Here is a 21,528-nt window from a genome sequence, read left to right on the forward strand (position 1 = left end):
GTTGGTAGTTGATTGTTGATTCTTCCAAACAACAACCAACTACAAACCAACAACTACATATAACGAGTCAATTGCACGCGATATCTGTCTTTTTTTGTAACAGCAATGTCTCCAACTTCTAAACGTCCTTTACCGCGAATGGCAATTAAATCCCCTGTTTTGACTTGAGAATTAGCTTGAGTGATTTCTTTCCAATTGACGCGTACATCACCACCATCAATTAACTCCACCATTTTACTGCGGGACATGCCAAACCCAGCTGAGGCGATCGCATCTAATCTTAAAGAAGCTTCGACAGTAGTTAATTCTTTTTTCTTCGGTTCTCGTACTTTTAACTCGCTTAAATCAATGCGTTGAGTTTTGACAGGAACTGAACGTACCTGCTTGAGGTTCATTTCCAAAAATTCTACCAATTCCGGTACAACAATCGCCTGCGCTCCCCGTTCACCTAAAACAATAATATCCCCCGTCTTTTCGCGGATAATACCAGTTCCCAACATTGCGCCTAAAAAGTCGCGGTGAGTCGCAGTATCAAACAGAAAATTTCCAGCAATATCTAACGCTGCGATCGCAACTTGAGATAAATCTAAAGGAAATTCCGAGCGTGCGATCGCCATTCTTTGACGTTCTGCTTGCGGGTATCCTCCCCACGCTAATAACTGCACCTCAGTTAACCGACTAAATAACCGTTGAATTTCTGCCAACTCTGGGGGAGAAAGAAAATCAGTCAAAACTACTTCCCAAGTTTTAATCGCTTGCTCAGCTTGATCAATTACACGAGCAACAGTATCTCTATTTTCAATACCTTTTAAAAGTTCTTCCCTTGGTAGCATTATTTCATTCTTTTGGTGGTTGGTCGTTGGTGGTTGATAGTTGGTAGTTGATAGTTGGTTATTTTTCTAAACAACAAACAACTAAAACTACTCTTTATAACCTTGAATATTTTCAGGCTCAAACTGACGTAAAATCCCAGTTGCTTGACGGTGAACACTATCTGAACCTTGCACCACTATCAAGTATTTACCTTCATTCAAGCGATTGCGGTAAGGTAAAGCGTCGCCACTACCAGCAATTAGACCTATTCCTCCACCAACAAATACACTCCCTAAAGCCCCACTCGCAGCTCCCAGCAACCCTGCAACAACATGATTGCCGATTTCACCCGCCCAGGCAAAGGTATCTAACCCTGTAATAATGTTAAAAGTAGCTCCTGCAAAAAATCCAAAAGGTATTAGCCAAAAAGCCATCAGTCTTGCTTGCTTTTGAGCAACTTCTTTGGGGTCAATTAAGCCAAATTCATCGGCGCTTTTGTAACCCTTACCGAGAATAGTACCTTTTATGCCTTCTTTTTCTAAGGCTAAGTAAGCTGCTTCGGCTTGAATACGGTCTGCTAATACGGCAATCAGGTAATTCATTGATATAACAACAGTTGTCTCAAGTAAAATTTGCCCTAATTAACAGGGTATCAGTACTGATTAGTTAGTGCTTAGCAGTCGGTGGTTGATTGGAACAAACAACAAATAACAAACAACAATGACCCTTACTCTAACACTTCATCTAGTGGTTCACAAAAAGTATTAACACCTTGTTTGAGGACATACATCAAAACTGGTGTTGCTAAAATTTGCGGAAACGTGGATATTGTTTTTAACTGTGTCATCATCCCTTGGACTGAACCTTGAAGCAAGTCCTCACGAAATTCTTGTTCGCAAATTACAGCACGCCACTTTTTCGCCAAAGCGTCCAACCACTCTGAGTTACCTGTTTCTGGCTGTTGTCCGGCTCGAATGGCTAGTGTCATTGTTGCATCTTCCAAATCACCATCACAATCCTCAATGACATCTAATGCTTCCATCACCGTGGAGTTTTCTGCTAACTGAGAGCGAAACTGTGCTATTTCTTGCGCTGTGACTTTTGTCATAATTATACTTTGTTCTTAGCCGAGGGACTGAACGACCACTCAGTTATGTCATACTGCTAGCACCATCTATTCCTAAAACATAAACTCATATTATTTTGAATCTGAGATTGTAAAACAATATGGAACGAAGAATGCGATCGCTTCCCACACCTAAAATACTATACTATTTTTTCTTCCTTTGAATAAATAAATAGCACAGAAATCATACCAGGAACAGTTAATACTACAGATTAACACCCAACCGGACACCAATAGGCGATATTATCTGTAATTTCTCCCTCAGAAACGCGCATTCCTAAACCACCAGCGATAAACTTGTCATAGCCATTGTTATATAACCAAGCACCCCAAACAGCAGTCATAGATTGTCCAACAATTTCTACCTTGGGAAACTCTAATAACTCTTGATAAACATAAGCTTGTTCCGTGTACCATGGATTATTACTGGTACTTTTTGCAGTTATTCTTCCAGAATTGACAGCAAATCCACCCTCACCTTCCCTACCTAAAATTGGTTTAGCAAAATAGGAATCCCTGATATCATTTTTATTCAATGACGTCTTAGGGAAATATTCAAAAATTGTCTCTGCATCTTTACCACTAAAAAAATCCAATCCCAAATCATAAATTAAAGCAAATACACTCTTTGGTTGCAGTGCAAAAGCCGAACCAAAATTCACAATCACAACCTTTCTTTCCAAAATCAACTTTTCCAAAGCCGGCCATAATCTTTCGCCATTTTCATCAGTATCATGGATTGCCCATTCTAGCGGATACCACATAAATAATATATCTATAGATTTGCCAGTTCTTTGGTCAAATAAACATTTACCATCTTGAATCCGCAAAAATTCCAGCGGCATAATAGTACTTCGATGCACATGGCTACTTAACCATTGCATCGTTCCTAAATCCTCCGCATTATTTAAAGTAGTAAAAACAACTTCACATTCCTCCAACGGTTTATCTAAAAATACTGCTGCCCTTTTTATATGCTGATTGAGTGTAAACTTGAGCGTATCGTGAGCATTTACATCAGGCGATCGCAAGCCAAAATGTTCCGCAACTCTATGATTCCCCACCGTACATTCAAACCAGAAACTCGGCGTTTGGGGATTAGTTTCCACAACCTTCTTCACACCAGTTTGTTCATTCCAGCACCAATCAAGACGCATACAAAAAGGTGCAAGCGCATCATACTTCACCAACCTGATACTTTCTTGGGGAAAACCATAATAAAGTAACGCTTCCTCATCAAGATTGCGAATCACCGACCAAGCTTGCATCAGTACACAACCAACAACTTCCGAAGCTTGCTTAATTTCCCTAATAGTTTGCGGCGAAACTTGCTGACAATGGTAAAGAGCATAAGGACTTGCTTGCTCAGTCAACAGCATACCTGTTGTTTCATCAATTGGGCAAACATTATACCAACCCATTTTCATCGAGCCAAACAAGCGATCGCGTTGGGGACAATCAAAAATATTCATCGCACTACTCACTTTATCCACTCACCCGACTACCACTACCGAAACTACCAAAACCACCACGCCCTACTTTAGAACTGCTAGAATTGCTCTTTCTCGTGGAAGTACCAGACTTACTTCTGTAAGTGCTAGAACGATGGCGACTGCTGCTATAGCCACCAGAGTCATCATCACAGTCATCAGCTTGCTGTGCAGATTGTTGCGGATTGTTGCAGTATGACTGATTTGTATTTGAGCTTGTGGTACAGGAAGCCAGTAGTGATACCGTCATTAAGACAATGATGAGTTGGAATAAGCTAGGTTTCAGTTTCATGGTCTGAATAGAAATTGATCAATAAATAAATACAAGGGTTGGGGGTAGATTTCGCTTTATGGTGTTATTTTTTAATGAACCGCGAAGGCGCAAAGTGCGCGAAGGAAGAGTTAAGAAGAAATGATGATGCGTTTTATACCTTCTTTCAGGAGGGGAACGTTAAAGTTGATGAGTAGACCGAGAGGGTGTTTAGTCATTTTTAAGTAAGAGATGACTTGTGCTTCGTGAATGGGGGCTAACCTTTCCACAGCTTTCAGTTCAACGATGAGGAGATCACCAACGAGAAAATCTAATTCGCCCTCGCCAACTTGATGATTTTTATATTTAACTGCTACAGGGTGCTTAAACTTGTGAGGTATCCCCCGCATCTCAAACTCAAACCTTAAAGCTTGGTGATACACCGACTCCAAAAACCCCGGTCCTAATAACCGATGCACCTCAATCGCTGCACCAATTACTGCATAAGCTAAACGTTCTATCTCATCACCCAACTCCTTCATCCTTCTTTCTTCTTCCTTCGCGTACTTCGCGCCTTCGCGGTTCATTTCCATAAAACACACTCCAACCCTGTGGCAAAATTTATTAAAGTCGTTCCGCACTTAGTTTTCCCAGCATGACCGCAACAATTACTAATCTCCCTGATCGATACGATCCCTTTACCACCGAAGCCAAATGGCAAAAATTTTGGGAAGAAAATCAAACCTACAAAGCCGATCCCCACGCAGGCGGTGAACCTTACTGCATCGTCATCCCACCGCCCAACGTCACCGGTAGCCTGCATATGGGTCACGCTTTTGACAATAGTTTGATTGATACCCTCGTGCGCTATCACCGCATGAAAGGAGATAATGCTCTCTATCTGCCCGGAACTGACCACGCTAGTATCGCCGTCCATACAATGCTGGAAAAGCAACTCAAGGTAGAGGGCAAAACTCGCTATGAATTAGGACGCGAGCAGTTTCTAGAACGGGCTTGGCAGTGGAAGAGGCAATCTGGGGGGACAATTGTCAACCAACTGCGACGTTTGGGTGTATCTGTAGATTGGTCGCGGGAACGCTTTACCCTGGATGCAGGTTTAACCAAAGCTGTTTTGGAAGCTTTTAACCGTCTCTACGAAGAAGGGCTTATTTATCGTGGTAAGTATTTAGTTAACTGGTGTCCAGAGTCACAATCAGCTGTTTCTGATTTGGAAGTAGATGCGAAAGAGGTTGATGGTCATCTTTGGCACTTGCGTTATCCGTTGAGTGATGGTTCTGGTTATGTGGAGGTGGCGACGACTCGACCAGAAACCATGCTGGGTGATACGGCGGTGGCGGTGAATCCCAATGATGAACGTTATCAGCATTTGATTGGGAAGACTATCACGCTGCCAATTATGAATCGGGAAATTCCGATTATTGGCGATGAGTTGGTTGACCCGACTTTCGGAACTGGTTGTGTGAAGGTGACTCCTGCCCATGATCCGAATGATTTTGAAATGGGCAAGCGTCACAGTCTGCCGTTTATCAATATTATGAATAAGGACGGCTCTCTGAATGAGAATGCCGGCGAGTTTCAAGGACAAGACCGCTTTGTTGCCAGAAAGAATGTGGTTGCTCGTCTAGAAGCAGATGGTTTTCTGGTGAAGGTGGAAGATTATAAGCATTCGGTTCCTTATAGTGAGCGTGGTAAAGTGCCTGTGGAACCTTTGCTGTCAACCCAGTGGTTTGTCAAAATTCGCCCACTGGCAGACCGGGCGCTGGAATTCCTGGATGAGAAAAATTCCCCCCGGTTTGTACCTCAACGCTGGACGAAGGTTTATCGTGATTGGTTGGTGAAGTTGAAGGATTGGTGTATTTCACGGCAATTGTGGTGGGGACACCAAATTCCGGCTTGGTACGCTGTGAGTGAAACGGGCGGTGAGATTACTGAGAACACGCCGTTTGTGGTGGCACGGAATGAGGCAGAAGCACGGGAAAATTTATTAGCACAATTTGGAGAGGATGTCAAGATAGAACAGGATCCAGATGTACTGGATACTTGGTTTTCTTCTGGACTTTGGCCGTTTTCCACTTTGGGATGGCCGGAACAAACACCGGATTTAGCGACTTATTACCCTACTAGTACTTTGGTGACCGGCTTCGACATTATCTTTTTCTGGGTTGCCAGAATGACGATGATGGCAGGACATTTTACTGGGCAAATGCCGTTTAAGGATGTTTACATCCACGGGTTGGTGTTGGATGAAAATGGTCAAAAGCAGTCTAAGACTAAGGGTAATGGTATTGACCCGTTGATTTTGATTGAGAAGTACGGTACGGATGCCCTGCGCTACACGCTGATTAAGGAAGTAGCTGGCGCGGGTCAAGATATCCGCATGGACTACAACCGTAAGACCGATGAGTCGCCGTCGGTGGAAGCGTCCCGCAATTTTGCCAATAAGCTGTGGAACGCGGCGCGGTTTGTGATGATGAATTTGGATGGACAGACGCCGCAGCAGTTAGGAGAACCAAATCCCACAGAGTTAAGCGATCGCTGGATTCTTTCGCGTTACCATCGTGTTGTGCAGCAAACCCGCAATTATCTGGATAATTACGGGCTGGGTGAAGCTGCTAAGAGTTTGTATGAGTTCATCTGGGGTGATTTTTGCGACTGGTATATTGAACTCGTCAAATCTCGCCTGCAAAAGAATGCTGATGCGATATCACGACGGGTAGCACAACAAACTTTGGCATACGTGCTGGAAGGGATTTTGAAACTGCTTAGTCCTTTTATGCCTCATATTACAGAAGAAATTTGGCACACTCTCACTCAACAAGGAGCAGAGACTAAGCAAAGTTTATCTCGGCAATTGTATCCAGAAGCACAGACAATTTTCATTGATTCTGAATTAGAAGAACAGTTTGAACTGTTGATTGCTACAATCCGCACAATCCGCAACTTGCGCGCCGAAGCAGATGTAAAACCAGGAGCAAGGGTAAATGTCAACTTGCAAACTGACAGTAAGAAGGAAAGGCAAATTCTCACCGCCGGACAATCTTATATTCAAGATTTGGCGAAGGTTGAGAATTTAACAATTACTGGTGGTGAAAGTCAGCAACCAACAGAAAAACCCCGGATTGGTTGGGAGAATATTGCTGTAACTATTGCGTTAATCTACTTTTTCCGACTTGGTTTAGCGATCGCTGATGCAGTTGATGATATTCCTTTGCTGGGAAGTTTGTTTGAAGTGATAGGTTTTGGTTATGCTACGTGGTTTGTTGGCCAAAATATACTATCTGCTGAGGCTCGACAAAAGTTCTGGCAACAATTGTTCAAACCAAGTGCTGAGCAAATGGCATCATCGGAAGTATCACCACAACCACAAGCACCAGAAAAAGCGATCGCAGGTGTGGTTGGTACGGTACAAGTTCTACTACCCCTCGCTGGCGTGGTAGATATAGATGCTTATGTCGCCAAACTGCAAAAGCGCCTAACAAAGTTGGAAGGAGAGATTAAATCCCTCAGTGGTAGATTAAGTAATCCTAAGTTTGTAGAACAAGCCCCGCCAAATGTGGTAAGGGAAACACGAGACGCCTTAGCAGAAGCCCAAAAACAAGCTGAAATTTTGCGCGATCGCTTGCGTCAGCTAGCATAACAATAAAGAATTATGAATTATAAATTATGAAATTTCTGATCATTCATAATTCATAATTCATAATTCATAATTTTTCTAAAGTCATGTTATATCTAGCCCAAGTACACAAAAACGAATTTTTAGACCAGTTCCAGTTACATTTATTAGCACGTCAGGAAGCTCAAAATATATGGGTGAGAATCCCAGAAGAAGCTTTTATTCTCCTGGGAAAGGGAAAAACTCTGACGGAAAAATTGCTGGTTTTAGTTGAGCTTTCCCCCACAGGCGATATAGAAAGAATAGAAGAAGCTACTAACTGGGTACTGGATTTGATAGGTACTTACCTCACCACTGGTATTACTCCAGATTTCTTGCGCCAAGAAGCAGAACGCGCTGAACAGTGGCGACAAAGTCTTACTTTGCAAAACCAAGACTTAGCACGGCGTACTCTAGAATTAGAAGCACGTCGAGAACAAATTCAAGCCCTCGAAGAAAGTCTCAAACGAGAAAAAAACCTGGTCAACAAAGGTGATAATCCAGGAGAATAGGGATTGGGGATGGGAGATGGGGGGAGTAGGGGAAGTGTGGGGAGTGGGGGGAGTAAGGAATAACCACTAACTACTAAAAAATGACAATTGACAATTGACCATTGACAAATGACTACAGAATTTGAAAAAACAAGTTTAGGTTGGCAGAGTTCTCAATTTCAGCAACAAATTGGAGAGTGGCTGGAATACCAGTGGTCTCGTCTTCATCCTACACTACCAGAATTGCCTTCTGGTTGGTCGATAGATTCTTGGTTTATCTCGTTATTAAAGTTTTTGTTGTGGTTGGGAGTCGGTGTATTTGTGGTTTGGCTAGTTTGGTGGTTGTGGCGAGAATTTAGTCCTTACTTATATTCGAGACTAGCTGGGGTTAAAGGTTCTGACTCTGCTTCCCAAACAGCAAATATTGAATTGTCAGCAGCAAAATTATTGATGCGATCGCAGGAATTTTACCGTCAGGGTAACTATCGTGACGCTTGTCGCTATCTTTACTTAGCGATGTTACAGCACTTGCACGAAAAAGGTATTCTACCCCATAAAAAAAGCCGTACCGATGGCGAGTATTTACAACTTTTGCGCTTGTCATGTCCCCAAATCCAGCCCTATGAAACTCTCATTACCACTCATGAGCAGTTATGCTTTAGTGATGCTGAGATGCTTGCTGAAAATTACGAGCATTGTCAGCAAGCATATCGGGAAATCTTTCAAGAATAGTATTAGATGAAACCTTCAAATCGCCTAATCTGGCTGGGTACGATCGCTATTGCAGTATTAATTTTACTAACCATCATTGCTGCTCCCAGTAATAGCAAAATTAACAGTGGCTCTACTTATGGTCTTGCTCCCGATGGCTACGGAGCCTGGTATGCTTTTATGCAAGACCGTGGAATCACAATCCAGCGCTGGCAAAAGCCTTTTGATGAATTAAAGAAAGAAAAACGTCCTGTAACACTGTTGCAAATTTACAGCCAACTAAACCACCCGGTTCTATTATCCCAAGAAAGAGAATGGGTGGAAGCTGGTAATACTCTAGTAGTTTTAGGTGTGCGCCAACGGGTAACAGCAGCCAACTTTAGCACCATGCAAAATTCGCCCTTTGGCGATATCAAAATTGAAACACGACGACGATTGGCATCTATATCTGATCAGGAAAAAATATCTTTAGGCGATCGCTTTGGTGCTGTTGTTTGGGAACAAAGGCGCGGTAAAGGCAAAATAATTTTTTCTACTACTCCCTATTTAGCCGCCAATGCCTACCAAGATTATCTCAGTAATTTCCAGTATTTAGCAAGCTTAGTCAGTCAAAAAAACAACTTATTGTTTGTGGATGAGTATATTCACGGTTATAAAGATCCCGAAGTTAGAAAAAGTCAAGGGGAAGGGGATTTGTTTAGTTATTTAGCTAAAACCCCATTACTGGCAGCATTTATTCAGGTATGTATCTTATTATTCGTGTTAATTTGGGCGCAAAATCGCCGCTTTGGTAAGCCTGTAGCTTTGGAGACACCAGAACTAGATAATAGCGAAGCTTATATTCAAGCACTAGCAGGAGTACTGCATAAGACTCAATCCACCGATTTTTTGGTACAAATGATCGGCAAAGAAGAGCAGTTACAACTGCAAAAAAATTTAGGTTTAGGCTCAGAGATACTCGATAGACAAACTTTAGTCAAGACTTGGCAGCAACAAATCGGTACTGCAACGACGGAACTTGATGCTGCTTTGCAAAAATCTCAAAAGCGTCGCATGAGTGAACGAGAGTTGATTAGTTGGTTAGGAAAGTGGCAAACCCTAAGGAGAGTTAAAAACAATACTTAATTATGAATTACGTCTGATGAATTAATCGTTAGTTTCTAGAGCAGCGATACAAATAATCTATCGGTGTTCATCTGTGTTCATCTGTGTTCGTTAATCAAATCAAACTCTGGACAATTGCCAAACAACCTTAATGTTGCTTCTTCAATTCACATTAGAAGTAAATTGAGGTTTAGAGACATCGAACACCGATGCACACGGATGCAGACGCCCCCAAGGGCGGCTTCCCGTAGGGTACACAGATAGACACTGATAGATTACCCGTAGGTATTTATGTTATGTGTTGGTCTTTGTTTGCTTAACAATAGGGTATACTGCTTGATCGGTGTGTATCTGTGTGCATCGGTGGTCGCTTTTCCCACCTAATTGCAAACCGCTATATAATTTGTTGCTTAAATTCGATAACTGTGGATTAACTAAAAAAATGACTATAAAGGTTGGTTAATAGTTTTGGTTGGTAGTTGGTTAGTCTATATTACCACTAACCAATGTAGAGACGTACCATGACGTGTCTAGTACAACCACTAACTACTAACCACTAACAACTAACAATTCAAAAAATGAGCGAAACCCATTCTGTATTTCATCGCCTAAGTCAAGCTTTAAACCGAGTTATTGTCGGACAATCTAGTATTGTACAACAGCTACTCATCGCACTGCTAGCAGGTGGACACGTAATTTTGGAAGGTGTACCAGGAACTGGTAAAACACTTGTGGTAAAAGTTTTAGCACAGATCATCCAAGCAGAGTTCCGTCGTATCCAACTGACGCCGGATGTTTTACCCGCAGATATTACTGGTACTAATATTTTTGACTTAAATAGTCGCAGTTTTACCCTGAAAAAGGGACCAGTATTTACTGAAGTGCTGTTAGCAGACGAAATTAACCGCACTCCCCCCAAAACCCAGGCGGCGCTACTAGAAGCAATGGAAGAAATGCAGGTAACGCTGGATGGTGAAAGTTTACCACTCCCAGATTTATTTTGGGTAATTGCTACACAAAACCCTTTGGAGTTTGAGGGTACGTATCCTTTACCAGAAGCACAACTAGACAGATTTTTATTCAAGCTGGTAGTAGATTACCCTGATGAAGTAGCAGAAAAACAAATTTTACTAAATCGACAGGCGGGGTTTGCAGCACGACGCTTGGATATTGCTAGCCTCAAACCAGTGGCGAATGTGGCAGAAATTTTACAGGCGCGACAAGAAGTCAAACAAGTGCAAGTGTCTGAGGCAATCATAGATTATCTCTTAGCAGTGGTAAGAACCTCGCGACAGCACCCAGATTTAGCTTTGGGTGCATCACCCCGCGCTGCTACTTCTTGGTTTGTGACAGCACAAGCAACGGCGTATTTAGCAGGTAGGGATTTTGTTACTCCCGATGATGTCAAAACGGTTGCAACTCCACTGTTGCGTCATCGTTTGCTTTTGAAACCAGAAGCACTATTAGATGGTTTGCAAATTGATGCTGCGATCGCTTCAATTTTAAATAAAGTACCAGTACCAAGATGAAGGATGAAGAAAAATTTCACCCTTCATCCTTCATCCTTCACCCTTGAAAATATGATTCCCTCAAAACGAGTTTATTTACTTTTAATTTTAGGAATTGCGATCGCTTCTAGTTTAGCGATCTTTTTTGGTATTCGTGCCAGCATCACCATAACTTTGCTATATGATGCCGTAGTTTTGGCATCTATGGTTGTGGATGGTTTGTTAGTTCGTCGTCAGCGAGTGCAGGTGTCACGGGAATTACTACCGCGCTTGTCTGTAGGACGGGATAATTTGGTAGTATTGCGAGTTACTTCGGGAAAAGCTAAAGCAATCATTCAAATTCGCGACTATTACCCAAGTGAGTTTGGCGTATCTACACCAACATTGCAGGCTGCGATTCCGAGTCAAACTACTGAGGAATTAACTTATACAGCCCACCCAACCCAACGCGGGGAATTTTCTTGGGGAGATATCCAAGTCAGACAACTCGGTGCTTGGGGTTTAGCCTGGGATGATCGCAAGATTCCCCAAAGTCTGAAAGTTTGGGTTTATCCAGATTTAGTCGGATTGCGATCGCTTTCTATTCGCTTGACATTGCAATCTTCTGGTGCTATGCGTCAGTTTCGCCAGTTGGGAATTGGCACGGAGTTTGCAGAATTGCGAAACTATCGTACGGGTGATGATTTGCGGTTGATTGACTGGAAAGCAACGGCGCGGCGGGTTGGTTATGGAAATACACCGCCATTAGTCAGGGTATTAGAACCAGAACAAGAGCAAACTTTGTTGATTTTGCTGGATCGGGGAAGATTGATGACAGCAAAAGTCCAGCGTTTGCGACGGTTTGACTGGGGTTTAAATGCGACTTTATCTTTAGCTTTAGCAGGATTACATCGAGGCGATCGCGTCGGAGTAGGTGTATTTGATCGCCAGATACATACATGGATTGCACCAGAGAGGGGACAAAATCATTTAGGAGCTCTCATTGATCGCTTGACTCCAATTCAACCAGTGCTACTAGAGTCAGATTACATGGGTGCGGTAACTCATGTTGTCCAACAACAAACTCGTAGAGCCTTAATTGTAGTCATCACCGATATAGTTGATAATACAGCCTCTGCGGAACTGTTGGCTGCCCTTTCCAGACTTACACCCCGCTATCTATCCTTTGCTGTCACTTTACGCGATCCCCAAGTAGATCGTCTGGCGCATATTTTCCCGACAGCAGACTTTGAAGGAGTAAAAAATGCTTACACCCGCGCAGTTGCTCTAGACTTATTAGCACAGCGCCAAGTAGCATTTGCCCAACTCAAGCAAAAAGGTGTGTTAGTACTCGACGCACCCGCCAATCAAATTACAGAACAACTAGTAGATAGATATTTGCAACTCAAAGCGCGGAATTTACTTTAAAACCCGATTTAATTTGCCACTGCTATAACCTTCTAAATCTAGAGTTACGTAAATAAAACCAAACTCTTGAAATTTGGTGACAACTGTGTTTAAATCTGTGCTTAAGACAAAATCTTTGATTTTTTCTGGCGGTAATTCAATCCTAGCAGTATCGCCTTCCGAACGAACGCGTAAATTCTGCCATCCTAACTTACGCAGAAAAATTTCTGCCCTACCTACACGTTGTAATTTCGCTACAGTAATTTCTTCGCCATAAGGAAAACGAGAACTTAAACAAGGTTGGGCGGGTTTATCCCACCAAGGTAAACCAAGTTGTTGGGAAATTTGCCGCACTTCGGCTTTGGTAATCCCAACTTCTGCTAGAGGCGATCGCGCACCTCTCTCTTTAGCCGCCTGAATTCCTGGGCGATAATCATGCAAATCATCAGCATTCACCCCATCTACTACGTAGGAATAACCCATTTCTCCAGCTAAAGGTTTGAGGGTATCATGCAATTCACTTTTGCAGAAATAACAACGGTTAACTGGGTTAGAAGTGTAATTAGGATTTTCCATCTCGTGTGTAGCGATGATTTGATGGGGAATCCCAATCGTTGCTGCTTGAATTTTAGCATCTTCCAATTCTTCAGGTAACAGACTCGGCGAAACAGCTGTCACTGCCAAAGCGCGATCGCCCAAGACATCATAAGCAACCTTAGCAACCAAAGTACTATCAACACCACCAGAGTAAGCAATTAACGCTTGGTTCATCTGGGCGAATATAGCTTTAAGTTGCTCAAGTTTTTCCACCAGCATCATTTTCTAACCTAGCCAAAACCCCATAATTTACATTGTAGTTAGTGGATAGTGGTTATTGGTTAGTGGTTAATTACCCATTAGCCATTACCCATTCCATTACCAACCCCAAAATAAAATATCCCCACAACTGGTTGGTAACTTGACAGAGATTTCGCCAGAGCCACTAGCAAGTGTGGGGAGTATGATGGTATTAAGAAATAATGATCAATTTCAAGTGCTATTTTGCACTTAGACAAGCTCAAGTGAAACTACACCTTGAGACAGTGTGGGTACTGACTTATGATTAAGACATCGCTTGAATGATGTAATCAAAGTAAGGTGCTGCTTCAGCAGAATCGTCTGCATTGAGTAAATCAAGGGACGCTTTTTTCAAGCAGTTGATGGCTTCTACCATTCCAGGTACAGGAACACCCAAAGAATTGTACATTTCTCGCACACCAATCAAACCAATTTTTTCGATTGGTTCTTTGTCGCCAGCAAGTACGCCATAAGTAATTAGGCGTAAATACCAGCCAAAATCACGGATACATAAAGCACGTTGACGTTCTCCGTAGGCATTACCTCCTGGCGAGATAAAATCAGGACGCTTTTGCCAAAGCTGTTTGGTAGCTTCCTGAACAATCTTTTTTTCATTTTCAGCTAGGGTACTAGCAATGCGTACCCGCTGTTCGCCAGTTTGCAAAAACTCTTTGATACTTTTGAGTTCACCACTGCTGGGATAACGCAGTTCGTCGTCGGCTTTGAGAATAACTTGGCTTACTACAGTCATGATATTGAATCACGAGATTTATTATTTGCTAGTTTAACGAGTCTTGTGGACACAAGTGAAGGGGGACTGGGAGATGGGGGGAGTATGAGGAGTATGAGGAGTATGAGGAGTATGAGGAGTATGAGGAGTATGAGGAGTAGAGGAATTACCACTAACTACTAACTACTAACTACTAAACTACTAACTACCAACAATCAACAACTTATTGACAAATGACAAATTCTTTTTGGAAACAAGGTGAATTAATAGAAGTTCAGATCACAGACACAACTGATACAGGCTATGGTGTAGGACGATCGCATGAACGGGTGGTGTTTGTACCAGATACTGTACCAGGCGATCGCGCTATTGTCCGTCTAGTACACGTCAAGCCTAATTATGCTCACGCCAAGCTTAAACAAGTATTACAACCCTCAACTCACCGCATTCGACCAAGCTGCATAGTTGCTGATAAATGTGGTGGTTGTCAGTGGCAACATATAGATTATGAATATCAACTAGAAGCGAAACGCAATCAAGTTCTTCAAGCTTTAGAACGTATTGGTGGTTTTGTCCAACCACCTGTAGATTTGGTTTTAAGGGCTGCTTCACCTCTAGGTTATCGCAATAAAGCCACTTATCCTATGGGTGTATCTGCAACTGGAAATGTCCAAGCAGGCTACTACCAAAAAGGTAGCCATCAATTAATTAATTTAAATCAATGTCCAGTCCAAGATCCACGATTAAATTCTTTATTGGCAGAAATTAAACAAGATATTCAAAAGCGAAATTGGGCAATTTATAACGAAAAAGACCACACAGGAACAATACGTCATCTTGGGTTACGCATCGGTCGGCGGACAGGAGAAATATTATTGACTTTAGTTGTGAAAGATTGGAATTTACCAGGCATAAAAGAGCAAGCACAGGAATGGTTAAATCGCTATCCTACTTTAGTAGGAGTTTGTTTAAACTATAACCCTAAACGCACAAATACTATTTTTGGCAGTGAAACTCTTTGTATCGTTGGTGCTGATTATCTGCGAGAAGAATTTGCTGGGTTAGAATTTCAGGTGCGTCCAGACACATTTTTCCAGGTTTCCACGGAGACAACGGAGACATTGTTACAGGTTATTCAATCAGAACTGGATTTAAGAGGAACAGAGGTGCTACTTGATGCCTATTGCGGTATCGGTACGTTAACCTTACCCCTAGCAAAACAAGTTCACCAAGCGATTGGGTTGGAAATACAACCAGAGGCAGTAGAACAGGCGATTTGCAATGCTCAAAACAATCAAATTCATAATGTGACTTTTATGACGGGTGCAGTGGAAAAATTACTGCCCCAACTGGAAATTAAACCGGATATTGTTTTGCTAGATCCACCGCGCAAAGGATGCGATCGCCAAGTAATCGAAACTCTATTAACATTTCAACCAGAACGTATCGTTTATGTCAGCTGTAAAGTAGCAACTCTGGCACGCGATTTGAAACTACTTTGCGAAAAAGGTGTATACACTCTTACACGTGTACAACCAGCAGATTTTTTCCCTCAAACTGCCCATGTAGAAGCAGCAGCCTTTCTTGTGCGATCACAGTTGCGTTAAACAAAAATATATGGTTCTTTTAAAAAACTCAAATTGAAAATTTGTAGTCTAACTGATAGTAAAAATGCTAAACTTGAATTAAGCTAAAAATATAATTCTAATTGTGCAAAAAATAGAAGTTGCATGGGCTACTCTCAGATATGAATTGGGTCGTCTAAACTAAAATTCGGTAAATAAAAGAGTATGTTTATACTCTATTTGTGAAAGCAAAGCTTTTTTTTGAATTGCTATTTGCTTGGGTAAGTTTACATCAGCCGTTTTATGTGAGAACAGCCCAAAATCATTAGGAGAGCCAATGCTCCCTAGCATTTTCAAAATTTAGTTCCAAAGACGTTAGGTTTGAAGGCAACACGACCACCTCACAAATAATCAGGGTGCCTGTGACAGCAAACTGATGTCTAGCTAACTCTGAAGCTGCGGGGTTTCTCTTGTGATCACCATTTCACTTCGTCCAGTTGGACGTAGTTGGGGTACTATTAGTTTCGCCTCAACTTTATATCTCTGTCCAATATTAGATTTGCTTCTGGCAGAAATTCCAACGCCCATGCAAGCCGAATTACGACTAGGGCTTCAAGAAGCTTTAGTCAACGCAGCTAAACATGGCAACAATCTTGACCCTAGTAAGAAGGTAATAGTACGTTATTCCTTAATAGATAATAAATATTGGTGGATCATCTCAGACCAAGGCGGAGGCTTCACTCCTGCTTGTGATTGTGATACAGATCCAACCGAGTACCTGCCACCGGATGAGTCAGAATGCGGTCGTGGTTTATCGATTTTGCATCTTGTTTTTGACGAAGTAGAGTGGAATACTAAAGGTACAGAATTAAGACTGTGTAAGCAATTGGAGCAAGCTCGACCGCGCATACCATTGCTGCGCTAGAGATGGGGAGCTTAGGAGATGGGGAAAAAAAAGCACCCCATCACCCCATCACCCCATCACCCCATATTGCTTCCGTGTGTCGGACAAGGTGGTGCAGAAATAGAGTGATCTAACCAACCTGTTGCTTGTTCTAACCTCGCGAGAGCTTCTTGTGGTTCTTCCTTGAGGAGGAAGACAAGAGCTGCTGCTGCTTGCTCACCAGCGCGAGCTTTACGATTAGATTTGAGACGATGCCAATCATTAGGAGAAATACTCAACCTCTCCATGAGGGCTTGAGCTAATTCTAAAGTAGTAAATTCATTCAGTTGACTGTTTTTAAGTGGCTGTGTAGATTGAGACATACACTCCAAGGTATTGTCGCATTTACTTTTACTCTACTACTTTAATGAAGCAGCCTCAAAAACCGTCAGAACCACCAGAAGAGCATAATCAAGAACTTGATTTTGAACAAGAACTCTTAGAAGTCGAGCGATCGCTTGCAGCTTTAAGAGAACGCCACCAACAGGTGCAGCGTGATCTTCGTCAACAAAAACAACTGCAATACAAACTTTATAAACTCAGTCAAGATAAAAAACCCACACCAGAAATAAAAGCTGAGTTACGGCAAATTCAACAGCAATTAGAAGTATTAGAAGTCTGCTTAGAGAGTCAACTGTTTTCCTGGCGCAGTATCAAAGAACCTTTTTGGCAAGCCATACGCTTTGGCGGAATGGGCGTTATCATAGGTTGGATATTAAAGTCTTGTGCTGGGTAGGGATCGCAGATAGGCAATTTATTTAAGATTTAATTCTTTTAAATTGAAATTTAGAGTCTACAATTCTAAAAATGTCAAACTCTAAATTTTATGCTCTGATACAAACATGCTAAATCAAAGAATTGTCGAAATTTTACGAAATGGTAAGCCTGATGAGTCACTAAAAGTTAAAGGCTGGGTGCGTACTAAACGCGAATTAAAAGGTTTTGCTTTTATAGAAATAAATGATGGCTCATCTCTGGCTAACCTACAAGTAGTAATTAATCAAGATTTGCCAGATTATGAAAATATCTTGAAAAAGTTAAATACAGGCGCTTCTGTGGAAGTATCTGGGATTTTAGTTGCTTCTCCTGCCAAAGGACAGCGTATAGAATTAAAAGCAGATAGCGTCAAAGTTTATGGAGAAGCTGATCCCGAAACTTATCCTCTACAAAAGAAACGTCATTCCTTTGAGTTTCTGCGGACTATTGGACATTTGCGATCGCGCACTAATTCCTTTGGTGCGGTTTTCCGTGTCCGTAATGCTTGTGCTACCGCCATCCACCAGTTCTTTCAAGAACGCGGTTTTATGTGGGTACATACTCCTATTATTACCGCCAGTGACTGTGAAGGTGCAGGAGAACTTTTTAGCGTCACTAGTTTAGATTTAAAAAATATTCCCCGCACAGAAAATCAAGCAGTAGACTATAGTAAAGACTTCTTTGCCAGACCAACATATTTAACAGTTAGCGGTCAACTAGAAGCCGAAATCATGGCGATGGCATTTAGCAACGTCTACACATTTGGTCCTACCTTCCGCGCCGAAAACTCCAATACTTCCCGTCACCTCGCAGAATTTTGGATGGTTGAGCCAGAAATGGCTTTTTGTGATCTCCACGGGGATATGGATTTAGCAGAGGAATTTCTCAAATATATTTTTAAATATGTACTGGAAAAATGCCCAGAAGACATGGAGTTTTTTAACCAGCGCATTGATAACACTGTGTTAGCAACCGCAGATAATATAATTAACAATCAGTTTGAACGTATCACCTATACAGAAGCCATCAAACTTTTAGAAAAAGCCGATGTGCAGTTTGATTATCCTGTTAGTTGGGGCTTAGATTTACAATCAGAACACGAACGTTATCTTTGTGAACAATTATTCAAAAAAACAGTAATTGTGACTGATTATCCAGCCCAAATCAAAGCTTTTTATATGCGCTTAAACGACGATGAAAAAACCGTCGCAGCGATGGATATTCTTGCACCAAAAATTGGCGAAATAATTGGTGGTTCCCAACGGGAAGAACGTTTAGAAGTGTTAGAAAAGCGGGTACTAGCACAAGGAATGAAACTAGAAGACTTGTGGTGGTATCTAGATTTGCGCCGTTACGGTACTGTTCCCCACGCTGGTTTTGGATTGGGCTTTGAAAGACTCGTGCAGTTCATGACAGGAATGGGGAATATTCGTGATGTGATTCCTTTCCCACGTACACCAGAGAGTGCGGAGTTTTAGTTTGAGAATTAAAAAACTAGGCGATTAGAATCCTACCTAATACTGCTTGGATAAAATAAATCGATTGACATTTAAAACCTGTAGAGACGTTGCACTGCAACGTCTCTACTCTACAGCAACGTCTCTACTCTACAGCAACGTCTCTACTCTACAGCAACGTTTCTACTCTACAGCAACGTCTCTACAGCAACGTCTCTAAGTGCCCAAAATTATGACAACAAATCCTTAACCAAGCAGCATTGGAATCCTGCTCATACCATTTCACGTTAATCACGATACACATAAATTTGTACCAGAGGCGAAATTTCGCGTCTCTACACCATCTGTATTTGTACTGAGGGGGCGACATGAAAGCTAAAACGTCGATAAAACAAGCTTCATAGACTTAATATAAAAACTTTCTCACCAGACAGCTAGAATAAACAAGGAATTGAGCTATGAGTTTGAAATCGTAACAAATCAACTCATAACTCAACACTCACAAATTAGAGCTTGATCTATGCCATTTGATTTTCAATCGCCCACCGTGCTAACTCAGTACGATTGTGGAGATTGGTTTTGCCCAACATGTTGGACACATGGCTTTCAACTGTACGCTGACTAACATTTAGTTCTTCAGCAATTTCGCGGTTAGCTAAACCCCTAGCGACAAACTGAACTACTTTCAGTTCGGTTGGGGTTAACTGCACATCAAAGGGAACTTGAATACGTGAACCGTTGTCTCCTCCTTTGGCTTGGTGTTCTTTCCAACGAATGGTTTGCTTGAGAGACGATTCTACTTGCGCCACCAACTCTTCTGGTTCAAAGGGCTTGACCATGTATACATCAGCACCTTTATTCAGTCCTTTAACCCGGTCTGCGCTTTGTCCTTTTGCGGATAGAAATAGAACAGGAATCCAACTAGTGCGTTCGTTTTGCCGGACTTGTTCAACAAAAGTATATCCGTCCATTTCCGGCATCATCACGTCGCAGATGATCATATCTGGAACATCCTGCTCTAAAATTTCCAAAGCTTCTCGACCATTTTCTGCGGTGATGACTTCATATCCCCGGAATTCCAAGTAATCCTTCACCAGCAAGATGAGGTTAGGGTCATCATCAATGAGTAGAAGTCGTTTGTATTCTTTCATGCTGGGTTCTTTCATAGCAGTGGCACTTGTCGCGCGTAGATCCATAGGGGCCTTGTATAGCGATCCTTTTTGGTGGATGATTGTGATGTTGTGCTTTTTCCCACTTAACTTGCCTATGTTGAGTAAATGTTTCAAAATTGAAATTTACTTTCCCTGAAACTACTCTATCAACGGCAAAAGTCCAGTAAGGATACGTAGAGCAGTAGTATTTATAATGCGTTATTATATATCGCTTTGAAAGGAGCGAGCAAAAAACTTCAATAGAATAATAATCCTTATAGATTATCAAACTTCACTAGTTCTAAGATGCTCCTGGTAAACACTTAACCCGCACTTGTGTGACTCACCGCTTCACCATATCCCTTGGATGTTAAGCTCCTATTGTGCTGCTCCTCAGTAACCACAGAGGTTTCTGACAGAGGATGAACTAAAAAAGCATATTCTTCCACAATCTTATTTTCGATTAAATGTTCCTGGATAATCCGCTCAATGACTTCCGGGGCTGCTTGGCGATACCAGACACCATCCGGGTAAACCACCATTATCGGCCCAGAGCAACAAACTCGCAAGCAATTAGCTTTGGTTCTGAATATGCAGCTAGGTCGCTCTTGTTGAGGAACATCTAACCTTAATTCCTTCAGACGTTTTTTTAAATACTCCCATGCTTCTAGACTTGCTTGCTTTGAACAACATTTAGGCAATGTTTGATCAGCACAGATAAAAACATGTCGCTGAATTTTTGTCAGTCCTAAAGTTTCTATAGAGTAATTTAGGGCTTGATTTCCTGGTGGTGGAGTTGCTTTCTCTATTTTGTGGCTGGACTGGATCACTATTTTGTTACCCATCTCGCGCTTTCTGATTTCTGTTCTATAACAATTTCTAAACTTTGCAAATAAAGTTGACCATATATAACTATTCGTTACTTATATAAAAAAACCTGAAATCTTGAAATAATTGAGTATTTTTACTTGAATTGGTTAGTGGTTAGTGGTTAGTGGTTAGTGGTTATTAGTGGTTAGTAGTTTTACTCCTCACACCCCTCACGCCCCATCACCTCTCCCAAAGTTCGGGAACCCGTACAAACCCAAATATTGCCATTGCATCCAGTGGTTCGCTAAATTAGCACTCAGGAGTTGAGAGTGCTAACTCTGGAGAAATTCGTATGGCAGCTGTATCTCTTAGCGTTTCTACTGTAAAACCTTTAGGCGATCGCGTGTTTGTAAAAGTGAGCGCCTCTGAAGAAAAGACCGCTGGTGGTCTATATTTACCCGACACCGCCAAAGAAAAGCCCCAAGTTGGCGAAGTTGTTGCGGTTGGTGAAGGCAAAATCAAAGATGATGGTTCTCGTCAGCCAATGGATGTCAAAGTAGGAGATAAAGTTCTCTACTCTAAATATGCTGGTACTGATATCAAGCTAGGAACCGACGAATACGTATTGCTTTCTGAAAAAGACATTTTAGCAATTGTTTCTTAGTGATTGGTCATTGGTCATTAGTCATTGGTTTATTGCAAATGACAAATGACAAAAGACAAAAAA

Annotated in this window: 22 protein-coding genes; 11 read left to right on the plus strand and 11 right to left on the minus strand. The window is 41.8% G+C overall.

Annotated elements, in window-relative coordinates:
* Positions 1-53: 53 nt before the first annotated feature.
* The 6 genes from NIES592_RS06185 to NIES592_RS06210 all read right to left on the minus strand — a co-directional run bounded on the left by NIES592_RS06185 (position 54) and on the right by NIES592_RS06210 (position 4,272).
* Entirely contained in the window at positions 54-833 is a 780-nt protein-coding gene (locus tag NIES592_RS06185; protein WP_073555209.1) for a photosystem II S4 domain protein, read from the minus strand.
* Between the two features lie 87 nt (positions 834-920).
* Positions 921-1,415 (minus strand): hypothetical protein, encoded by a 495-nt coding sequence (locus NIES592_RS06190; RefSeq protein ID WP_073555210.1) that lies wholly within the window; start codon positions 1,413-1,415, stop codon positions 921-923.
* Positions 1,416-1,540: 125 nt separating this feature from the next.
* Complete coding sequence (locus NIES592_RS06195) at positions 1,541-1,921, minus strand: hypothetical protein (protein WP_009457465.1); 381 nt, start codon at positions 1,919-1,921, stop codon at positions 1,541-1,543.
* 230 nt (positions 1,922-2,151) lie between these two features.
* Positions 2,152-3,411 (minus strand): glutathionylspermidine synthase family protein, encoded by a 1,260-nt coding sequence (locus NIES592_RS06200; protein WP_062250405.1) that lies wholly within the window; start codon positions 3,409-3,411, stop codon positions 2,152-2,154.
* Positions 3,412-3,424: 13 nt separating this feature from the next.
* Positions 3,425-3,721 carry a hypothetical protein gene (locus NIES592_RS06205; RefSeq protein ID WP_062243664.1) on the minus strand — a complete coding sequence of 99 codons (297 nt, stop codon included), beginning with the start codon at positions 3,719-3,721 and terminating at the stop codon, positions 3,425-3,427.
* A gap of 110 nt (positions 3,722-3,831) precedes the next feature.
* On the minus strand, positions 3,832-4,272 hold the full coding sequence (locus NIES592_RS06210) for a GxxExxY protein (RefSeq protein ID WP_073555211.1): 441 nt from the start codon (positions 4,270-4,272) through the stop codon (positions 3,832-3,834).
* 62 nt (positions 4,273-4,334) lie between these two features.
* Here NIES592_RS06210 and NIES592_RS06215 point away from each other — a divergent pair, with 62 nt between their 5' ends.
* The 6 genes from NIES592_RS06215 to NIES592_RS06240 all read left to right on the plus strand — a co-directional run bounded on the left by NIES592_RS06215 (position 4,335) and on the right by NIES592_RS06240 (position 12,573).
* Positions 4,335-7,337, plus strand: a complete 3,003-nt coding sequence (locus NIES592_RS06215; protein ID WP_073555212.1) for a valine--tRNA ligase — start codon at positions 4,335-4,337, stop codon at positions 7,335-7,337.
* Positions 7,338-7,420: 83 nt separating this feature from the next.
* Positions 7,421-7,864 (plus strand): hypothetical protein, encoded by a 444-nt coding sequence (locus tag NIES592_RS06220; protein WP_016869059.1) that lies wholly within the window; start codon positions 7,421-7,423, stop codon positions 7,862-7,864.
* 108 nt (positions 7,865-7,972) lie between these two features.
* Positions 7,973-8,575: a DUF4129 domain-containing protein gene (locus tag NIES592_RS06225; RefSeq protein WP_073555213.1), complete on the plus strand. Its 603-nt coding sequence runs from the start codon at positions 7,973-7,975 to the stop codon at positions 8,573-8,575.
* Positions 8,576-8,581: 6 nt separating this feature from the next.
* Positions 8,582-9,679 carry a DUF4350 domain-containing protein gene (locus NIES592_RS06230; protein ID WP_073555214.1) on the plus strand — a complete coding sequence of 366 codons (1,098 nt, stop codon included), beginning with the start codon at positions 8,582-8,584 and terminating at the stop codon, positions 9,677-9,679.
* Positions 9,680-10,236: 557 nt separating this feature from the next.
* Complete coding sequence (locus NIES592_RS06235) at positions 10,237-11,187, plus strand: AAA family ATPase (protein ID WP_073555215.1); 951 nt, start codon at positions 10,237-10,239, stop codon at positions 11,185-11,187.
* 51 nt (positions 11,188-11,238) lie between these two features.
* Entirely contained in the window at positions 11,239-12,573 is a 1,335-nt protein-coding gene (locus NIES592_RS06240) for a DUF58 domain-containing protein (RefSeq protein ID WP_073555216.1), read from the plus strand.
* Here NIES592_RS06240 and larE read toward each other — a convergent pair.
* On the minus strand, positions 12,565-13,371 hold the full coding sequence (gene larE, locus NIES592_RS06245; RefSeq protein ID WP_073555217.1) for an ATP-dependent sacrificial sulfur transferase LarE: 807 nt from the start codon (positions 13,369-13,371) through the stop codon (positions 12,565-12,567). The genes NIES592_RS06240 and larE overlap by 9 nt on opposite strands.
* A gap of 283 nt (positions 13,372-13,654) precedes the next feature.
* Positions 13,655-14,140: an allophycocyanin subunit alpha-B gene (locus NIES592_RS06250; protein WP_009457489.1), complete on the minus strand. Its 486-nt coding sequence runs from the start codon at positions 14,138-14,140 to the stop codon at positions 13,655-13,657.
* A 212-nt stretch (positions 14,141-14,352) separates the two neighbouring features.
* On the opposite strand from NIES592_RS06250, the gene rlmD reads away from it, so the two are divergent.
* Both rlmD and NIES592_RS06260 read left to right on the plus strand, forming a co-directional pair.
* Complete coding sequence (rlmD, locus tag NIES592_RS06255) at positions 14,353-15,726, plus strand: 23S rRNA (uracil(1939)-C(5))-methyltransferase RlmD (RefSeq protein WP_073555218.1); 1,374 nt, start codon at positions 14,353-14,355, stop codon at positions 15,724-15,726.
* Positions 15,727-16,156: 430 nt separating this feature from the next.
* The gene (locus tag NIES592_RS06260; protein ID WP_073555219.1) at positions 16,157-16,609 is read left to right on the plus strand and encodes an ATP-binding protein; all 453 of its coding nucleotides are present in this window, start codon (positions 16,157-16,159) and stop codon (positions 16,607-16,609) included.
* 56 nt (positions 16,610-16,665) lie between these two features.
* Here NIES592_RS06260 and NIES592_RS06265 read toward each other — a convergent pair whose 3' ends face one another.
* Positions 16,666-16,950 (minus strand): DUF6439 family protein, encoded by a 285-nt coding sequence (locus NIES592_RS06265; RefSeq protein ID WP_073555220.1) that lies wholly within the window; start codon positions 16,948-16,950, stop codon positions 16,666-16,668.
* 44 nt (positions 16,951-16,994) lie between these two features.
* Here NIES592_RS06265 and NIES592_RS06270 point away from each other — a divergent pair, with 44 nt between their 5' ends.
* Both NIES592_RS06270 and asnS read left to right on the plus strand, forming a co-directional pair.
* The gene (locus tag NIES592_RS06270; RefSeq protein ID WP_062243690.1) at positions 16,995-17,363 is read left to right on the plus strand and encodes a hypothetical protein; all 369 of its coding nucleotides are present in this window, start codon (positions 16,995-16,997) and stop codon (positions 17,361-17,363) included.
* A gap of 106 nt (positions 17,364-17,469) precedes the next feature.
* Complete coding sequence (gene asnS, locus NIES592_RS06275) at positions 17,470-18,861, plus strand: asparagine--tRNA ligase (protein ID WP_062243693.1); 1,392 nt, start codon at positions 17,470-17,472, stop codon at positions 18,859-18,861.
* A 497-nt stretch (positions 18,862-19,358) separates the two neighbouring features.
* Here asnS and NIES592_RS06280 read toward each other — a convergent pair whose 3' ends face one another.
* Both NIES592_RS06280 and NIES592_RS06285 read right to left on the minus strand, forming a co-directional pair.
* Positions 19,359-20,036 carry a response regulator transcription factor gene (locus tag NIES592_RS06280; protein ID WP_009457500.1) on the minus strand — a complete coding sequence of 226 codons (678 nt, stop codon included), beginning with the start codon at positions 20,034-20,036 and terminating at the stop codon, positions 19,359-19,361.
* A gap of 278 nt (positions 20,037-20,314) precedes the next feature.
* Positions 20,315-20,836 (minus strand): (2Fe-2S) ferredoxin domain-containing protein, encoded by a 522-nt coding sequence (locus NIES592_RS06285; protein WP_073555221.1) that lies wholly within the window; start codon positions 20,834-20,836, stop codon positions 20,315-20,317.
* Between the two features lie 317 nt (positions 20,837-21,153).
* Here NIES592_RS06285 and groES point away from each other — a divergent pair, with 317 nt between their 5' ends.
* Positions 21,154-21,465: a co-chaperone GroES gene (groES, locus tag NIES592_RS06290; protein ID WP_009457502.1), complete on the plus strand. Its 312-nt coding sequence runs from the start codon at positions 21,154-21,156 to the stop codon at positions 21,463-21,465.
* The last annotated feature ends 63 nt before the right edge of the window (positions 21,466-21,528 follow it).

The sequence above is a fragment of the Fischerella major NIES-592 genome (genome assembly GCF_001904645.1).
GTDB lineage: Bacteria > Cyanobacteriota > Cyanobacteriia > Cyanobacteriales > Nostocaceae > Fischerella > Fischerella thermalis.